13 protein-coding genes are annotated in these 13,782 nt (G+C 71.7%); 8 read left to right on the forward strand and 5 right to left on the reverse strand.

Annotated elements, in window-relative coordinates:
• Genes test1122_RS09540 through test1122_RS09560 form a run of 5 tightly spaced genes read left to right on the forward strand, consistent with a single transcriptional unit; the run spans position 1 to position 3,956 of the window.
• Positions 1–759, forward strand: a complete 759-nt coding sequence (locus test1122_RS09540) for a hypothetical protein (RefSeq protein ID WP_232268729.1) — start codon at positions 1–3, stop codon at positions 757–759.
• On the forward strand, positions 756–1,724 hold the full coding sequence (locus tag test1122_RS09545) for a hypothetical protein (RefSeq protein WP_232268730.1): 969 nt from the start codon (positions 756–758) through the stop codon (positions 1,722–1,724). Before test1122_RS09540 ends, test1122_RS09545 begins: the two co-directional genes overlap by 4 nt.
• On the forward strand, positions 1,721–2,542 hold the full coding sequence (locus test1122_RS09550) for an SDR family NAD(P)-dependent oxidoreductase (RefSeq protein ID WP_232268731.1): 822 nt from the start codon (positions 1,721–1,723) through the stop codon (positions 2,540–2,542). Before test1122_RS09545 ends, test1122_RS09550 begins: the two co-directional genes overlap by 4 nt.
• Positions 2,543–2,547: 5 nt before the next feature.
• Positions 2,548–3,213, forward strand: coding sequence for a hypothetical protein (locus tag test1122_RS09555; protein WP_232268732.1), 666 nt, complete (start codon positions 2,548–2,550; stop codon positions 3,211–3,213).
• Positions 3,210–3,956: a maleate cis-trans isomerase family protein gene (locus tag test1122_RS09560; protein WP_232268733.1), complete on the forward strand. Its 747-nt coding sequence runs from the start codon at positions 3,210–3,212 to the stop codon at positions 3,954–3,956. Before test1122_RS09555 ends, test1122_RS09560 begins: the two co-directional genes overlap by 4 nt.
• Here the strand turns inward: test1122_RS09560 and test1122_RS09565 are convergent.
• From test1122_RS09565 to test1122_RS09585, 4 genes are read right to left on the reverse strand one after another with little or no spacing between them, the layout of a single operon-like run.
• On the reverse strand, positions 3,936–4,565 hold the full coding sequence (locus test1122_RS09565; RefSeq protein WP_232268734.1) for a hypothetical protein: 630 nt from the start codon (positions 4,563–4,565) through the stop codon (positions 3,936–3,938). The genes test1122_RS09560 and test1122_RS09565 overlap by 21 nt on opposite strands.
• 21 nt (positions 4,566–4,586) lie before the next feature.
• Positions 4,587–6,317 carry an AMP-dependent synthetase/ligase gene (locus tag test1122_RS09570; protein WP_232268735.1) on the reverse strand — a complete coding sequence of 577 codons (1,731 nt, stop codon included), beginning with the start codon at positions 6,315–6,317 and terminating at the stop codon, positions 4,587–4,589.
• Between the two features lie 38 nt (positions 6,318–6,355).
• Positions 6,356–8,719, reverse strand: a complete 2,364-nt coding sequence (locus test1122_RS09580; RefSeq protein WP_338423524.1) for an FAD-dependent oxidoreductase — start codon at positions 8,717–8,719, stop codon at positions 6,356–6,358.
• Positions 8,716–9,369, reverse strand: a complete 654-nt coding sequence (locus test1122_RS09585; protein WP_232268736.1) for a TetR/AcrR family transcriptional regulator — start codon at positions 9,367–9,369, stop codon at positions 8,716–8,718. The genes test1122_RS09580 and test1122_RS09585 overlap by 4 nt, the downstream gene beginning before the upstream one ends.
• Before the next feature lie 187 nt (positions 9,370–9,556).
• Between test1122_RS09585 and test1122_RS09590 the strand changes: the two genes are divergently transcribed.
• Positions 9,557–10,888 carry a flavin-containing monooxygenase gene (locus test1122_RS09590; RefSeq protein ID WP_232268737.1) on the forward strand — a complete coding sequence of 444 codons (1,332 nt, stop codon included), beginning with the start codon at positions 9,557–9,559 and terminating at the stop codon, positions 10,886–10,888.
• Here test1122_RS09590 and test1122_RS09595 read toward each other — a convergent pair.
• Positions 10,866–11,840: an alpha/beta hydrolase gene (locus test1122_RS09595; protein WP_232268738.1), complete on the reverse strand. Its 975-nt coding sequence runs from the start codon at positions 11,838–11,840 to the stop codon at positions 10,866–10,868. The two genes, test1122_RS09590 and test1122_RS09595, sit on opposite strands and share 23 nt — an antisense overlap.
• Positions 11,841–12,262: 422 nt before the next feature.
• Between test1122_RS09595 and test1122_RS09600 the strand changes: the two genes are divergently transcribed.
• Entirely contained in the window at positions 12,263–12,511 is a 249-nt protein-coding gene (locus tag test1122_RS09600) for a DUF5133 domain-containing protein (protein ID WP_232268739.1), read from the forward strand.
• Positions 12,512–12,521: 10 nt separating this feature from the next.
• The gene (locus test1122_RS09605; RefSeq protein WP_422397064.1) at positions 12,522–13,736 is read left to right on the forward strand and encodes an FUSC family protein; all 1,215 of its coding nucleotides are present in this window, start codon (positions 12,522–12,524) and stop codon (positions 13,734–13,736) included.
• Positions 13,737–13,782 lie beyond the last annotated feature (46 nt).

Raw genomic sequence — 13,782 nt, forward strand, 5'->3', positions numbered from 1 at the left:
ATGTCAGAAGCGGCGATGTCCCCGTCCGCCCGGCTGTCGGCCCTGGTCCTCGACCAGCTCCTCGCCGGTACGGGGGTGAGCGAGCGGCCCACCGAGTGGACGACCCTGCGCGGCCCCGCCTTCCCCGAACCGGTCGGCCGCGTACGGTACTTCACCGGCGGCCTCCGCTCCGTCTCATCGGTGGTGTACATCGGGCTGATGCTGCCCGCAGCGGCGCTGGACAGCCACATGGTGTTCGCCTTCGGCGCGGACGACGGCCCGCTGCCCCACTTCACGCTCGACTCGGTGTACGCGGGCGGTGGTTACGCCTTCCACCTGGACCTGGTGCAGCGGGCCGACCTGGCCGCCCACCCGGTGTACGCCGACACCGTGTACGGTCCGCTCACCAAGCCCCACGCCCGGGCCGCCGACATCCCCGGACTCACCGCCGCGGCCATCAGCCCGCGCCAGCGGTCCCTGATGTCCCCGTGGATGCTGGTCCACCGCGCCGACGAGGCGGCCCTGCGCACGGTCGGCCCCCTCGCGGAGGAATACGTGGAGCACTGGCTGTCGCTCGCCGCCGCGATGCCGGCGGAGGTGGCCGGCGAACTCGCCGACACCGACCTGCCCGTACGGGACCGGCGGCTGCGCACCGCGCTGTTCAGCCGGGCGATCGACCCGGTGTGGGGCAGGGTCGACCGGCTGCTCGGCACCGCGACCACGGACCGGCTGCGGCACCTGTTGATCACCGGCCGCCCCGACCGGGAGGCGGTCCGGTGACGGCACAGGCGTCCCCCAGTGTCTGGCAGCAGCGCATCGCGGGCGAGTGGCACGGCCGCCCGTCCCTCTTCGACGCCCACGGCACCTGGTGCGGCTACGAGGACATCCGCCGCTCGTCCGACGTCGAGGACGGCGCCACCGTCTACCGCATGGACGGCGGCCTCGCGGGCGGCGGGCCGCTCGCCGGCCGCTTCCGCCTCGCCGCGCCCTTCGCGTTCGCGGTGAGCGACGCGGACGACAACCGCCTCTACTGCGGTCCCGACTTCCACGGCAGTGGGCAGCCGTACGGCGCCTTCGTCGACGCCCACTACTACGGCCCCGGCTGGCAGGTGGGCCTGAACACCTGGAACCACGTGCTGCCCGGCGGCACCACCCAGGTCTACTCCTCGGTCCTGTACCAGGGCTGGACGGTCATCGGCTGCTTCAACGGCCTCTATCTGAGGACCACCGACCATGACACCAACCCCGGCGCCCGGCGGGCCGTCACCGCGCACCGGGACGCCGAGACCGCCAACGGCCCCGTCCCGTGGATCCTGCCGACCAAACAGTCGGGGCGCTACGCGGGTGACTGCGAGCTGTGGGGAGCGGACCAGAAGCCGCTGGGCACGGTGCGGGTCGTCGACCGGCTCACCCCGCTGGACCTGCTCCGCACCGAGCACCGCGTCACCTGGACCGGAGGCGGAGCCGACCGGGCGTTCACCGTGGTGCGGCGGCGGGACGGGACGCGCGAGTTCTGGGAGGGCCCCGACGCCTGGGGCAGCGCCCAGGCCTTCGGCCGCGCCAACTTCCCGCTGTGGCACTTCGCGGGCGGTGACGTACACCGGGTCACGGGGCGGGAGTTCGCCCTCGACGCCACGCCTGGCATGTCAGCGGGCGGGCGGCTGGCCGTCACCTACGAGCTGTTCGGCGGCAACGTCCTCAGTGCCGTCCTGCACGGCGTACTGACGTGGGAGGGCGAGGCGTGAGCGGCACCGTCGTGGTGGTCACGGGTGGCACGCGCGGGATCGGCCTGGGGCTTGTGCGGGCGTTCCTCGCGCGCGGCTGCCGCGTGGCGCTGTGCGGCCGCGGTGACCGCAGGCCCGGCGCGGCCCTGGAGCCGCTGCCCGGCCCGGCGGACCGGGTGCTGGGGCGCGTTGCGGACGTCACCGACCGCGCCCAGGTGCAGGCGCTGTGGGACGCCGCGTACGAACGGTTCGGGCGTGTCGACGTCTGGATCAACAACGCGGGTTCCGCCGCGCCGCGCCGCCCGTTCTGGGAGCTGGCCGCGGCGGACGTCGAGGCGGTGGCGGCGGCCAACCTGCTGGGCACGGCCCACGGCTCGGCCGTCGCGGTGACCGGTTTCCTCGCCCAGGGGCAGGGGCGGCTGTGGAACATGGAGGGCTTCGGCTCCGACGGACGCCAGCTGCCCGGCCTCGGTGCGTACGGCGCCACGAAGAGCGCGGTCACGTACCTGACGCGGGCCATCGCCGCCGACCTCGACGAGCGGGCCAGGACACGCCCGCACGACGTGAGGGCGCTGCGCCTGTCCCCCGGGATGCTCGTGACCGACCTGCTCGTCCACGGCTACACCCCGGAGCAGTACGCGAAGGCCCGCAAGGTCCTCAACATCCTCGCCGACCGGGTGGAGACGGTGACCCCGTGGCTCGCGGACCGGGTGCTCGCCGACCGCACCCGCAACGGAGGCCGCGTGGCCTGGCTGACCCGACGTAAGGCCGCCGCCCGGTTCGCCACGGCGGGCCTGCGCGGCCGGGACGTGCTTCCCGCGACCGTTCCGGAAGGGTGAGCGCCGTGGAGTACGCCCTGGAGTACCCCGTCTCGCTGGCCCTGGAGGACTTCGTACCGGTGGTGCTGACCGGTGTCGCGGCGGCACGGCTGGTGAAGCCGATCGGCCGCGCCGCCCCACGCGCCCGTACCGTCGCGGCCACCGGCGCCGCCCTGGTCTTCGCCGGCGGCCTGTCGAAGGCGGGGTGGAAACTCACCGTCGCGCTGGACGGACCTGACATCCAGCCCCTGAACAAGGCGCTCTTCCCCCTCCTCGCGCTTGGTTTCCTGCTCCTCGCGCACGCGCTGCTCAGCGCGCCCCTCACCGGCGACACCCCGCGCGCACGCCGGTCGCCCCCGCTGTGGGGCTTCGCCGTGACGTGGACGGCGGCCGCCATCGGCTCCCTCGCGCTCCGCTCGACGCTGCCCCTCATGGTGCTCACGATCGCCGCGGTGACGGTCTGCGGCGTACGGCTGATCCTGCTGGCGAGCTCGGCCGGGGAGCCCCGCGCGGCCACGGCCACCGGTCTCTGGCTGCTGGGCACGTACGCACTCGGCCCACTCGCCGCCCGGCCCGACCAGAGCGTGGCCCTTCAGTGGGTGGAGCAGTCCTGCAACACGCTCACGCAGGCCGCCCTCGTGTACGCGGCCTGGCGCCTGTCCGTTTCGTCCCCCCGGAAGGTGACGCTATGACCGATGCCCTCGGCTGGCGCCGCACGTTCGGCGTCATCGCGCCCAGCACGAACACCATCGTCGAACCGGACTTCTACCGGATGACGGTGCCGGGCGTGACCGCCCACTTCTCCCGCATCCACATCCGCGACCAGAACATGGCGGGCGACGCGGGCATGGAGCGGCTGCTGGAACAGATACGTGACGAGATCGGCGCCGCCTGCGAGCGGGTGCTCACCTGCGAACCCGACTACATGGTGATGGGCATGTCCGCCGAGACGTTCTGGGGAGGCGTGGCGGGCAACCGGGCCTTCGTCGCACAGATCCACGACATCACCGGGCTCCGGGTGGCCACCGGCGCGGAAGCGTGCGAGCGAGCGCTGCGGCTGTACGGGGCCCGGCGCATCGGTGTGGTGACGCCGTACCAGCCGGTCGGGGACGCGAACGTACGCCGCTTCTTCGGCGAGCTCGGCTTCGAGGTGGCGGGCGTGACCGGCTTGCGCTGCCCGACGGCGGTCTCCATCGCCCACGTCGGGGAAGGGCGGCTCCGCGAGGCGCTGACCGGCCTGGCCGCGCTGGGCGGGGTGGACGCGCTGGTCCAGTGCGGAACCAACCTGTCCATGGTGTCGCTGGCCGACGAGGCGGAACGGTGGCTCGGTCTCCCCGTGATCGCCATCAACGCCGCCACCTGGTGGATGGCGCTGCGCGACAACGGGATCGAGGACAAGGTGTACGGCGCCGGGTCACTGCTGCGCGAGCACTGATCCGTTACGGGAGCGGTCCGTGCGCAGTGCGGCCACCAGGCCGGCCAGCATCAGCGCCTCCCCCGCGTTGCCAAGCGGCGGCACCGCGACAGCCGCCGCCGAGGCGACCAACAGGGCCACCGCCCCCAGAGCGAGCCACGGCACGCGCCGACGTCGCCAGAGCACCACCCCCGCCCCGAGGAGCAGGAGCATCGCCGCGACAGCCGCGAGCGGCACCCCGCCGGGCTCCGCGTCCGCGTACCGCACGGTGTCCGCCCAGTGCCGCGGTTCGAGGTCCAGGCCCGGCAGAGTGGCCCAAGTCCCCGCCACGGCCAGTACACAGGCCGTGCCCCACGCCCCGGCCACCACCGCGCGGCCGCTTCCCAGCAGCATCGCGGCGCACGGCACCACCAGCGGCGTCAGCACGGCGTGGAGGAGGTACCGGCCGGTGCTGAGCGTCTCCAGCGGTGGGCCGTGGCCCAGCACCGTACCGACGGCGACGACGGCCGAGTCGTACGCCAGCGCGCAGCCGAGCAGAGCGATGGACCGTCCCGGGCGCGGACCGCGCAGCGCCACGGCGGCGAGCGCCGCCTCCAGGACGGCGACCAACGCCAGAGCCGTGGAGAACACGGTTGTCCGCCCCCGACCGGCTCAGCGGGCGTAGAACGACTCGATGAGCTGCGCGTACCGCTGCTCCACCGCTCCTCGGCGTACCTTGAGCGTCACGGTGAGCTCGGGCCCGCCGGGTTCCCATGCGTCCCGCAGGACGGCATGGGCGCGGATGCGTTCGGGGCGGGAGAGCCGGGTGTTGGCGTACTCGACGGCGGCGGCGATCTCCCTCTCGGCATCAACGGCTCCGGTCTGGGCGGCCCGGGCGGTGACGGCCTCTCGGTCCGGGGTGATGAGGGCGACGTTGTAGGGGCGCCCGTCACCGATGACCACGACGTGCCCGATCAGGGGCGAGGCCTCCAGCAGGACACTCTCGATGCGGGTGGGTGACATGTTCTTGCCGCCCGTGTTGATGATGATGTCCTTCTTGCGGTCGATGATGCGGACGTTCCCGTCGTCGTCGACGGTGACGACGTCACCGGTGTGGAGCCAGCCGTCGGAGTCGATGGCCCCCGCGGTGAGTCCGGGCTCGTCGCGGTAGCCGCGCATCACGAAGGGCGCGCTCACCAGCAGTTCGCCGTCCTCGGCGACCCGTATGCGAGCGCCTGGCACCGGCCGGCCGACGGTGCCGGGCCTGGGGTCGCCGGGTGGGTTCATCAGCGCCATGCCGGACAGCTCCGACATGCCCCAGGCGTCGCCCAGCGGCACACCGATCGCGTGGAAGAACTCCACCAGCCCCGCCGACGCGGGTGCGGCTCCCGTGACACAGACCCGGGCACGGTCGAGGCCGATCCTCTTGCGCAGCTCGGCGAGGACCGGCTCGGCCTCGTCGAGTTCCTTGGCCTGTTCCGCCGTCAGTGTTCCGGCGCGCCGGCCGGCGGCGAGGCGGCATGCGGTGTCGATGCAGCCCTCCACCAGGGCACGCAGTCCCGGGTCGGCCTCGGTGAGGGCCGCGTCGAGCCCGGCTTTCAGCCGCTGCCATACGGCCGGCACCGCGCCGAAGAGGGTCGGGCGTACGGAAGTGAGGGCGTCGGGCAGATCCTTGAGGTCGGGTACGCAGGTCAGCCGCGTACCGAAGCGGATGTTCGTGTAGTGCGAGGCCCATCGGTCGGCGATGTGCGCGGCGGGCAGGAAGGACAGGTGGCTGTCCTCGTGCGTGATGCCGAGCAGCTCGTCCGTGGCGTCCAGCTGGGCCGTCATACCGGCGTGGGTGATCTCGACGGCCTTGGAGCGGCCGGTGGTTCCGGACGTGTGGATGAGCGTGAGGAGATCCCCCGGCCGTACGCGCTGCCACGTCGCCGCGAAGTCGAAGCCCGTCGGCGCGGCGGCCTCCACCGCGGCCAGGCCGATCGCGTCGTCACCGGGGCCGGAGCCGTCCACGGTGACGAGGTGTTCGACGTCCGTACCCGCGAGGGCCGGGCGCAGCAGGGCCAGGAAGCGCCGCTCGGTGACCAGGACGCGCGCCCGGGCCCGGGTGAGTACGTCGGTGAGTTGGTCCGGGGGCAGGGTGTTGTAGAGCGAGAACGGTATGGCGCCGAGGTGGAAGGCGGCGCAGTCGGCCACGTGGAACTCCGGCCGGTTGGTCAGCATCAGGGCCACGGTGTCGCCGTGCCGGACGCCCAGGCCGTGCAGGCCGGCGGCGACCGAGGCGACGCGCTCGGCGTACTGGGCCCACGTCAGGACGTCACCCTGGACGGTGCGGAGGGCGGGGGCCCGGCCCCGGGTGGCGGCAGTGCGCTGGAAGGCCTCGCAGAGGGTCGCGGCGTCGGACATGACGGCTCCTTGGCGTCGGGTGGTACGCGGAAGGAAAATCAGGACGCCGCGCCGAACCGCAGGCGGAAGTCCCGCAGCACCAGGCTGAGCAGCGGTGACCGGCGGACGAGGCGACTGAGCGGGCTGCTGTCGGGCACCGCCCAGCGCGCGGTGGCAAGGGCGACACCGGTCCGGGTGCGGACCGGGCTGGACTTGGTCCGCCCATGGAGGGTTTGGGCGACGTGGTACGTGAGCGGCCAGCGGCCCGGCAGGCGGCGGGTGCGTCCGAATACGGCGGTGGCCAGGATGCCGTGGCCGGCCTTGGCGCCGGCGCGCAGGCCGGCCGAGCGGTCGATGTCGAAGGACGCCAGGTCCTTCGGGATGCCCCACAGCTCCCGCCCGCCGGCCATGGAGGCGGGGCTGTCGACCCAGATGTCGGTGATGGTGACCCGTGGGCGCGCGCCGTCGCGTACGAGGACGGCGGCGAGGAGCTCGTCGTAGTGCAGCACGCTGTCCTGCTCGTACACGACCCACGCGATTCCGGCCACGCCGCGTCCGGCGACGGTGACCGGCCGGGTGCCGGGCGGGAGGCCGGGCGGCAGTGCGTGGCGTGGTACGAGCCAGAGGGACAGGTACATCTGCCCGGCGAGGTGCCAGGGTTCGGGCGGGTAGGCCGTCACGGTGGGGTCCTTTCGGCCGGCGGCCCGTCCACCCAGGCGCAGCGCGGCGGGTGCCGTGGCGGGCACGGACGGGGTGCGCGGGGGGACGGGTGCCAGGGTGCGGTAGGGCTCGCCGGGGGCGGGCCGGGGGTCGGTTTCGCCCTTGTTGGGCCACAGCGCGGTGGCGCGTTCGGCGAGGGCGGTGATGGTGAGGGAGGGGTTGACGCCGAGGTTGGCGGAGATGGTGGAGCCGTCGATGATGTGCAGGCCGGGGTGGCCGTGCACGCGGTGGTAGGGGTCGACGACGCCCGTCTCGATCGTGTCTCCGATGGTGCAGCCGCCGATGAGGTGGCCGGTGGTGGGGATGTCGAAGAGGTCGGCCCACGTGCCGCAGGGCATGCCGTCGATCCGGCGGGCGGCTTGCCGGGCGGCGCGGTGTCCGGCGGGGATCCAGGTGGGGTTGGGGTCGCCCTCGCCGGGTCGGCTGGTGAGCCGGCGTCCGAAGAGGCTCCGTCGCGTGTAGGTGGTGACCGAGTTGTCGAGTGTCTGCATGACGAGGAGCACGAGGGACTGCTGTGCCCAGCGGCGCGGGTTGTGCAGGGCGGGCAGGTCGCGCAGGTTCTTCGCCATGGCGGCCAGGCCCAGCAGCAGCCGGGAGCGGCCGGGCACGGGGTCCACGAGGGTGGCACCGAGCAGTCCGAGGAGGTTGCTGCCGCGTCCGTAGCGGACCGGTTCCACGTGGGTGGTGTCGTCGAGGTGGACGGAGGAGGTGATGGCGACGCCCCGGGTGAAGTCGGCGTTCCGGTCGCGGGAGCGTACGGCGAGTACCGCTTCGGAGTTGGTGCGGGTCAGCCGCCCCAGGTGCGGGGACAGCCCCGGGAGTGCTCCGGTGTCGCGCATTCGGTGCAGGAGGCGTTGGGTGCCCAGGGCGCCGGCGGCGAAGACGACGTGCCGCGCGGTGAGGGTCCGCTTCCGGCGGCGCAGGGCGGGGCCGGTGCGTACGGACGTGACGGCCCAGCCGTCACCGGCGGCGCGGACGTCGGTGACAGTGCGCTGCGCGTGTACGTGGGCTCCGTTGCGCTCGGCGAGGCCGAGGTAGTTCTTGGGCAGGGTGTTCTTGGCGTTGTGGCGGCAGCCGGTCATGCAGGCGCCGCAGTGCAGGCAGGCGTCCCGGTCGGGGCCCGCACCCCCGAAGTAGGGGTCGGGGACGACGGTGCCGGGCGCGCTGCCGGGCGTCCCGAAGTGCACGCCCACCGGGGTGGGGCGGAAGGTCTCCTCGCGGCCGAGGTCGCGGGCGGTCTGCCGCAGCACGTGGTCGGAGGCGGTGACCAGCGGGTTGAGGGTGACGCCGAGCATGCGGCGGGCCTGGTCGAAGTAAGGAGCGAGTTCGGTGCGCCAGTCGGCCAGGGACGCCCAGTGGGAGCCCTCGTAGAAGGCGGCGGGAGGCTCGTACAGGGTGTTGGCGTAACCGAGGGATCCGCCTCCGACGCCCGCTCCGGTGAGCACGAGCACGTCACCGAGGAGGGTCATGCGCAGAATGCCGGTGCAGCCGAGCCGGGGCGCGAAGAGGTAGTCGCGCACGTGCCACGAGGTACGGGGGAAGTCGGCGTCGTCGAAGCGGCGCCCGGCCTCCAGTACGCCGACCCGGTAGCCCTTCTCGGTCAGCCGCAACGCGGTGACGCTGCCGCCGAATCCGGAGCCGATGACGAGGACGTCGTAGTCGAAGTCCGTCACCGTCATGGGCGTCGCCATGGGCGTCGTCATGGGCGTTCCTCCGCGACGAACCCGGCCATGAGCGGGATCACCAGCCGCTCGATCGCGGCACGCCGTGCCCCGGGCCGGTCCTCGGTGAAGGCGACGGGTCCGGCGAGGCCCGGGGCGAAGGGGGCGAGCGCCATGTGCGGCAGGAGCAGGAGGAGCAGGGAGAGCAGGGCGTCGGTGTCGGCGTCCTCACGGATGTCACCGGTCTCGACGGCACGCTGGATGAGGGGCCGCAGACCGGCGAGGTAGAGCCCGTGGACAGGGGCGCGCACGGCTTCCCTGACGGCCGGGTCCATCTCCATATTGGTGGCGGCGGTGACGCCGCGCTCCAGGGGGTGGGTGGCGAAGTAGTCGAGCCATGCTTCCAGGGCGTCGGTCAGGTAGGTGGTGAACTCCTTGGTCCCGTCGTATCCGTCGAGCCACGGCTGCATGGCCGCGTAGATGCGCAGCGAGGTCTGCTCGGCGACGTACGCGAACAGGTCGAGCTTGCCCGCGAAGTACTGGAAGAGGGACCCCTTGGCCACTCCCGCTGCGCGGGCGATGACGTTGAGGCTTCCCGTGGAGTAGCCGTGCGTGCCGAACTCGTCCATCGCGGCGACCAGGACCCGCTCGCGCCGGGCGGGCGAGAGATGCGTCCAGGTGAAAGTGGGCATGGGGTGCTCCCGCTGTATGACCGGGCGGTCATGTGACCGCCCGGTCATCGTCGCGAACACACCGTTCGGTGTCAATGCCCCAGATGAACAGAACAGTTGACATCCAATCAGCCCACGCCCACCCTATGACCACTCGGTCACATGACCGGGTGGTCATTCCCGTGCGTCTCTCGTCGGAAGGCTCGTGATGAAACGCGTCTGTGTCATAGGAGCGGGATCGTCGGGCATCGCCGCCTGCCAGGTCCTCGCGGAGCGGAACGTCCCGTACGACTGTTACGAGGCCGGCTCCGAGGTGGGCGGCAACTGGCGCTACCTCAACGACAACGGCATGTCCTCGGCGTACCGCTCCCTGCACATCAACACGTCACGGCAGGTCATGGAGTACGCCTGCTTCCCCATGTCGGAGGCGTATCCCGTCTATCCGAGCCACTTCCACATCGCGCGCTACTTCGACGAGTTCGTCGACCACTTCGGCCTGCGCCCGTCCATCACCTTCCGAACGGAGGTCACCCGGGTCGAGCCGTCCCCCGACGGGCGACGCTGGTCCATCACCACGCGGCACCGCGACACCACTGAGCAGACCACCCGCTCGTACGACGCGGTGCTCGTCGCCAACGGCCATCATTGGCAGCCCCGTTGGCCCGAGCCGCCGCTCCCCGGCTCGGACTCCTTCGCCGGGTCCCAGACGCACTCGCACCACTACAAGACGCCCGAGCCCTTCGCCGACAAGCGGGTCCTTGTCCTCGGAATCGGCAATTCGGCGTGTGACATCGCCGTGGAGACCTCGCGGGTGTCCCGGCGGACCTTCCTCGCGATGCGGCGCGGCGCCCACGTCCTGCCCAAGTACCTCTTCGGGGTCCCCACCGACCATCTCACCGGCTCCTGGCTGGCCCGCGCGCCGCTCGCCGTCCAGGACCGGGGGCTCCAGCTGCTGCTGCGGCTCAGCCGCGGCCGGCTGAGCGACTACGGCCTGCCCGTGCCCGCCCACCGCGTCCTGGCCGCCCACCCGACGATCTCCGACGACTTGCTGTCCCGGCTCGGCCACGGTGACATCACCGTCAAGCCAATGATCGAGCGGCTCCACGGTGACCAGGTGCTCTTCACCGACGGGTCGCGCGAGGCCGTCGACGCGATCGTCTACTGCACCGGCTACGCCATCAGCTTTCCCTTCCTCGGCCGCGAGCTCATCGACCCGGCCGGCAACGACATCAGGCTCTACCGCCGGGTGGTGGACCCCGGTCACCCCGGGCTGTACTTCATCGGGCTCGTCCAGCCGCTGGGAGCGATCATGCCGCTCGCCGAGGCCCAGTCGCACTGGGTGGCGGACCTCATCGAGGGAAAGTGCGCTCTGCCCGGACGCGCGGCGATGCGGCGGGAGATCGCGACGTACCGGGCCCGTACGGCACGTCGGTACGTCGCGTCCTCGCGTCACACGATCCAGGTCGACGCTCTCGCGTACCTCCGCGAGATCAGGGCGGAGCGCCGCCGCCGTTCGCTCAGTACGCCTGCTCCACGGTGACGGTCCGGTCCATGGCGTCGCCCCAGTACCGCACATAGGAGGCGGCGACGGGGTCACCCAATGACGCCTTGAGCCACAGAGCCGACCAACGGCCCGCGGCCCGTATGCTCTCGGTCTGGACCAGGGTCTGGGCAGAGGTGTCCGGGTTGGCGCCCGGCGGGTTCTGCACGTCGGTGATCCCGAAGTGGTTGGCGCCGTGCAGGCTGACCAGCGCCTTGGGCTTGGCGGACAGCGCCCGGTAGGTGTCCCGCGCCGCGACGGGCGCGGCGACGCCGTCCGCGTCACCCTGGACCAGGGCGACCGGCACACCGGCGTTGTCGATGGGGCCGACCGGCCCGCCGCCCGGCGGCACGCTGTTCGTACCGAAGAAGGCGGCGGCCTTCAGCTGCGTCGGCTTGACCGCGCCGGGCGGCAGCCCGGCACAGAAGGGCGGCACACACAGCCCCTGAAGGGTGGACAGTCCGGCGGCTCCGCCGAAGGAGTGACCGAGCAGGGTCAGCGTGCCCGTGTCGATACGGCCGACGAGCGGGCTGCCGTCCCGGCCGTTCTCGGCCGCCGCCCACGCCACCGCACCGAGGGCCTGGTCCGAAGAGGCCCACAGGCCCGGCACCCCGAACACCGAACGTACGTGGTTGGGCACGACGACCACGAAGCCGAAGGCCGCGACGGTACGCGCGAAGCCCGAGTAGTGGGCCTTGTCGACATTCGCGCCCTGCAGGAGCAGCGCCACCGGCAGCCCGCGGCTCCTGGTCGCCGGGTAGTACACGTCCGCGGCGTCCGCGCCGACCCTGGCGGCGTACGAGCCGGTCGGGAAGGTCGTCGGATTCTCGGGCGTCACGGCCTCGCGGGCCTCGGCGTGACCGCCTGCCGCCGCCAGCAGAGCGAAGCTCAGTAAGCCGGCGAAGAGGCCGCGCCGGAGACCGTGCGCGCGACGGAGAAAGGTATGTGCCATCGGTACCCCGATCCTTGAGCGTGATGACCACGGTTCGTTTCGTTGAGTGAAACAGCGTTTCTCAGTCGAGTTAACGGGGGCAGCAGCTGCCGCGTCAACCCATCAGAGGCTGCGAACGCGCCGGAGATCCGGCAGACACCACCTGGACACCGCCGTTCCGGCCGAAGCCGTTCGAGAAGCACGCGTTGCCGTTCGGTGCGGTCGAGGGCGATCGAGCGGCTGGACCGCTGCCGTGCAGGCGGAGCGGCACCACGCGATTCGCGGAGTTCGGTCCTGTTGCGCGTTACATGGGCCCCAGCCCCACCAGCGAAGCCGAAGCGTCACCAAGAGTGATCATACGGATGGCGGGCCTGCCGGTGCTGCATCAGAATGGATGTGGCCCCGAATCCTGCCGGTCGCCCCCACACCCCGGGAGGGCACTGATGCTGAAGCCTGACGCTGATGTGATCACCAGGTTGATGGCCCGCTACCAGGCACAAGGGCACCTGCTGCGGCTCGATCCGCACGATGCGATGGTCCGAAGTCGTTTCGGGGGCACCGCATATACGTTGTGCGCGCTGATGGGCGAACGCACGGGCCGTGAGGCGATCCGTGCCACGGAGCGTTACGTGGGGTGTGCCCGGTCGGCTCCGCGGCGTATTGAAGGCCAGTCCATCTCCGGTTGGCCCTGACGCAGTGCCGCTGGCCGAACTCGTCAAACGACGCCGGGATCCCGCTGTCGTCCAGACGGTGCGCTCGACTGCGGCCGCGACCATCGCCTATGTCGTGGCCGTGCGGGTGAGCAGCGAACCCGCTCCCCTCACCGCGCCTCTGACCGCGCTGCTCGTTCTCCAGGTCACCCTCTACACCACGCTCACCACCGGCATCCGACGGGTGAACGCCGTTGTCGCCGGTGTGCTGATCGCCATCGGCTTCAGCGCCCTCGTCGGGCTCACGTGGTGGAGCCTGGGTCTGATCATCCTGGCTTCCCTGATCGTAGGGCGATTCGTCCACGTGGGCGAGTTCCTCCCAGAGGTCGCGATCAGCGCCATGCTCGTCCTTGGAGTGACCCAGGTGGGAGGCGCGGCACGGGACCGGGTCCTGGAAACGCTGACCGGCGCCGTGGTGGGCCTCCTGTTCAACGTACTGTTCGCACCACCGGTATGGGTCAGCACGGCCGGGGAGTCCATCCAGGACCTGTCCCGACGCATGCGCCAACTGCTCCTGCACATCGGAGCGCAGCCGACCAGTCCCACCCGCGTCGAGCAGGCCGCCGCCCGCCTTCACGAGGCGCGTCGCCTTGACCACGACATCGCCAACGTGGATGCGGCGCTGCGCCGGGCGGAGGACAGCGTCCGGCTCAATCCGCGGGTCAAAGAAGGACTGCTGTATCGCGTCGTCCTGCGTACCGGGCTCGACACCCTCGAAATCTGCACGGTGGTCATGCGTGTACTGGCCCGTACCCTCACCGATCTCGCCAAGGAACGCAAAGGGGAGAGCCTGTTCCCGGAGGAGTCGGGCGTCGCCATTGAGGAACTGCTGGACCACGTGGCGAACAGCATGGTCAGCTTCGCTGTACTGGTCACCTCCCAGGTCAGCGAGAACGCCGAAACGGCGGAGTCCCGGCTGACCGGAGAGCTCACCGCAGCAGGAGCGAAGCGCAAGGAGGTGGCACAGCTGCTGCTCCAGGACGTTCAGCGGGAACCCCGCCACTGGCAGTTCCACGGCGCGCTGCTCACGGAAATCGACCGGATCCTGGACGAGCTTGATACGGACCACCGCTCCCGACGTCTGATGGAGGAGCTGGACCGCTGCACGCGGGAGCAGCATGAACGGCACCCTCGCCTCACAGCGCTCCGTCAATGGGTACGCCGCAAGAGCCCCCGCCGCCCCAGAAGACCGTCTCCCGTCCCCTAGACCCCCGATTTCTCCCATCGATCGCGGACGGACGACGAGGGGCCCG

Source organism: Streptomyces gobiensis (genome assembly GCF_021216675.1).
GTDB classification, from domain to species: Bacteria; Actinomycetota; Actinomycetes; order Streptomycetales; family Streptomycetaceae; genus Streptomyces; species Streptomyces gobiensis.

Excerpts from the sequence above, each read along its gene's own strand:
- test1122_RS09590 (WP_232268737.1), top strand. The coding sequence starts at position 9,557 with ATGAAACGCGTCTGTGTCATAGGAGCGGGATCGTCGGGCATCGCCGCC.
- test1122_RS09580 (WP_338423524.1), bottom strand. The coding sequence starts at position 8,719 with ATGACGACGCCCATGGCGACGCCCATGACGGTGACGGACTTCGACTAC.
- test1122_RS09600 (WP_232268739.1), top strand. The coding sequence starts at position 12,263 with ATGCTGAAGCCTGACGCTGATGTGATCACCAGGTTGATGGCCCGCTAC.
- test1122_RS09570 (WP_232268735.1), bottom strand. The coding sequence starts at position 6,317 with ATGTCCGACGCCGCGACCCTCTGCGAGGCCTTCCAGCGCACTGCCGCC.
- test1122_RS09540 (WP_232268729.1), top strand. The coding sequence starts at position 1 with ATGTCAGAAGCGGCGATGTCCCCGTCCGCCCGGCTGTCGGCCCTGGTC.
- test1122_RS09585 (WP_232268736.1), bottom strand. The coding sequence starts at position 9,369 with ATGCCCACTTTCACCTGGACGCATCTCTCGCCCGCCCGGCGCGAGCGG.
- test1122_RS09595 (WP_232268738.1), bottom strand. The coding sequence starts at position 11,840 with ATGGCACATACCTTTCTCCGTCGCGCGCACGGTCTCCGGCGCGGCCTC.
- test1122_RS09560 (WP_232268733.1), top strand. The coding sequence starts at position 3,210 with ATGACCGATGCCCTCGGCTGGCGCCGCACGTTCGGCGTCATCGCGCCC.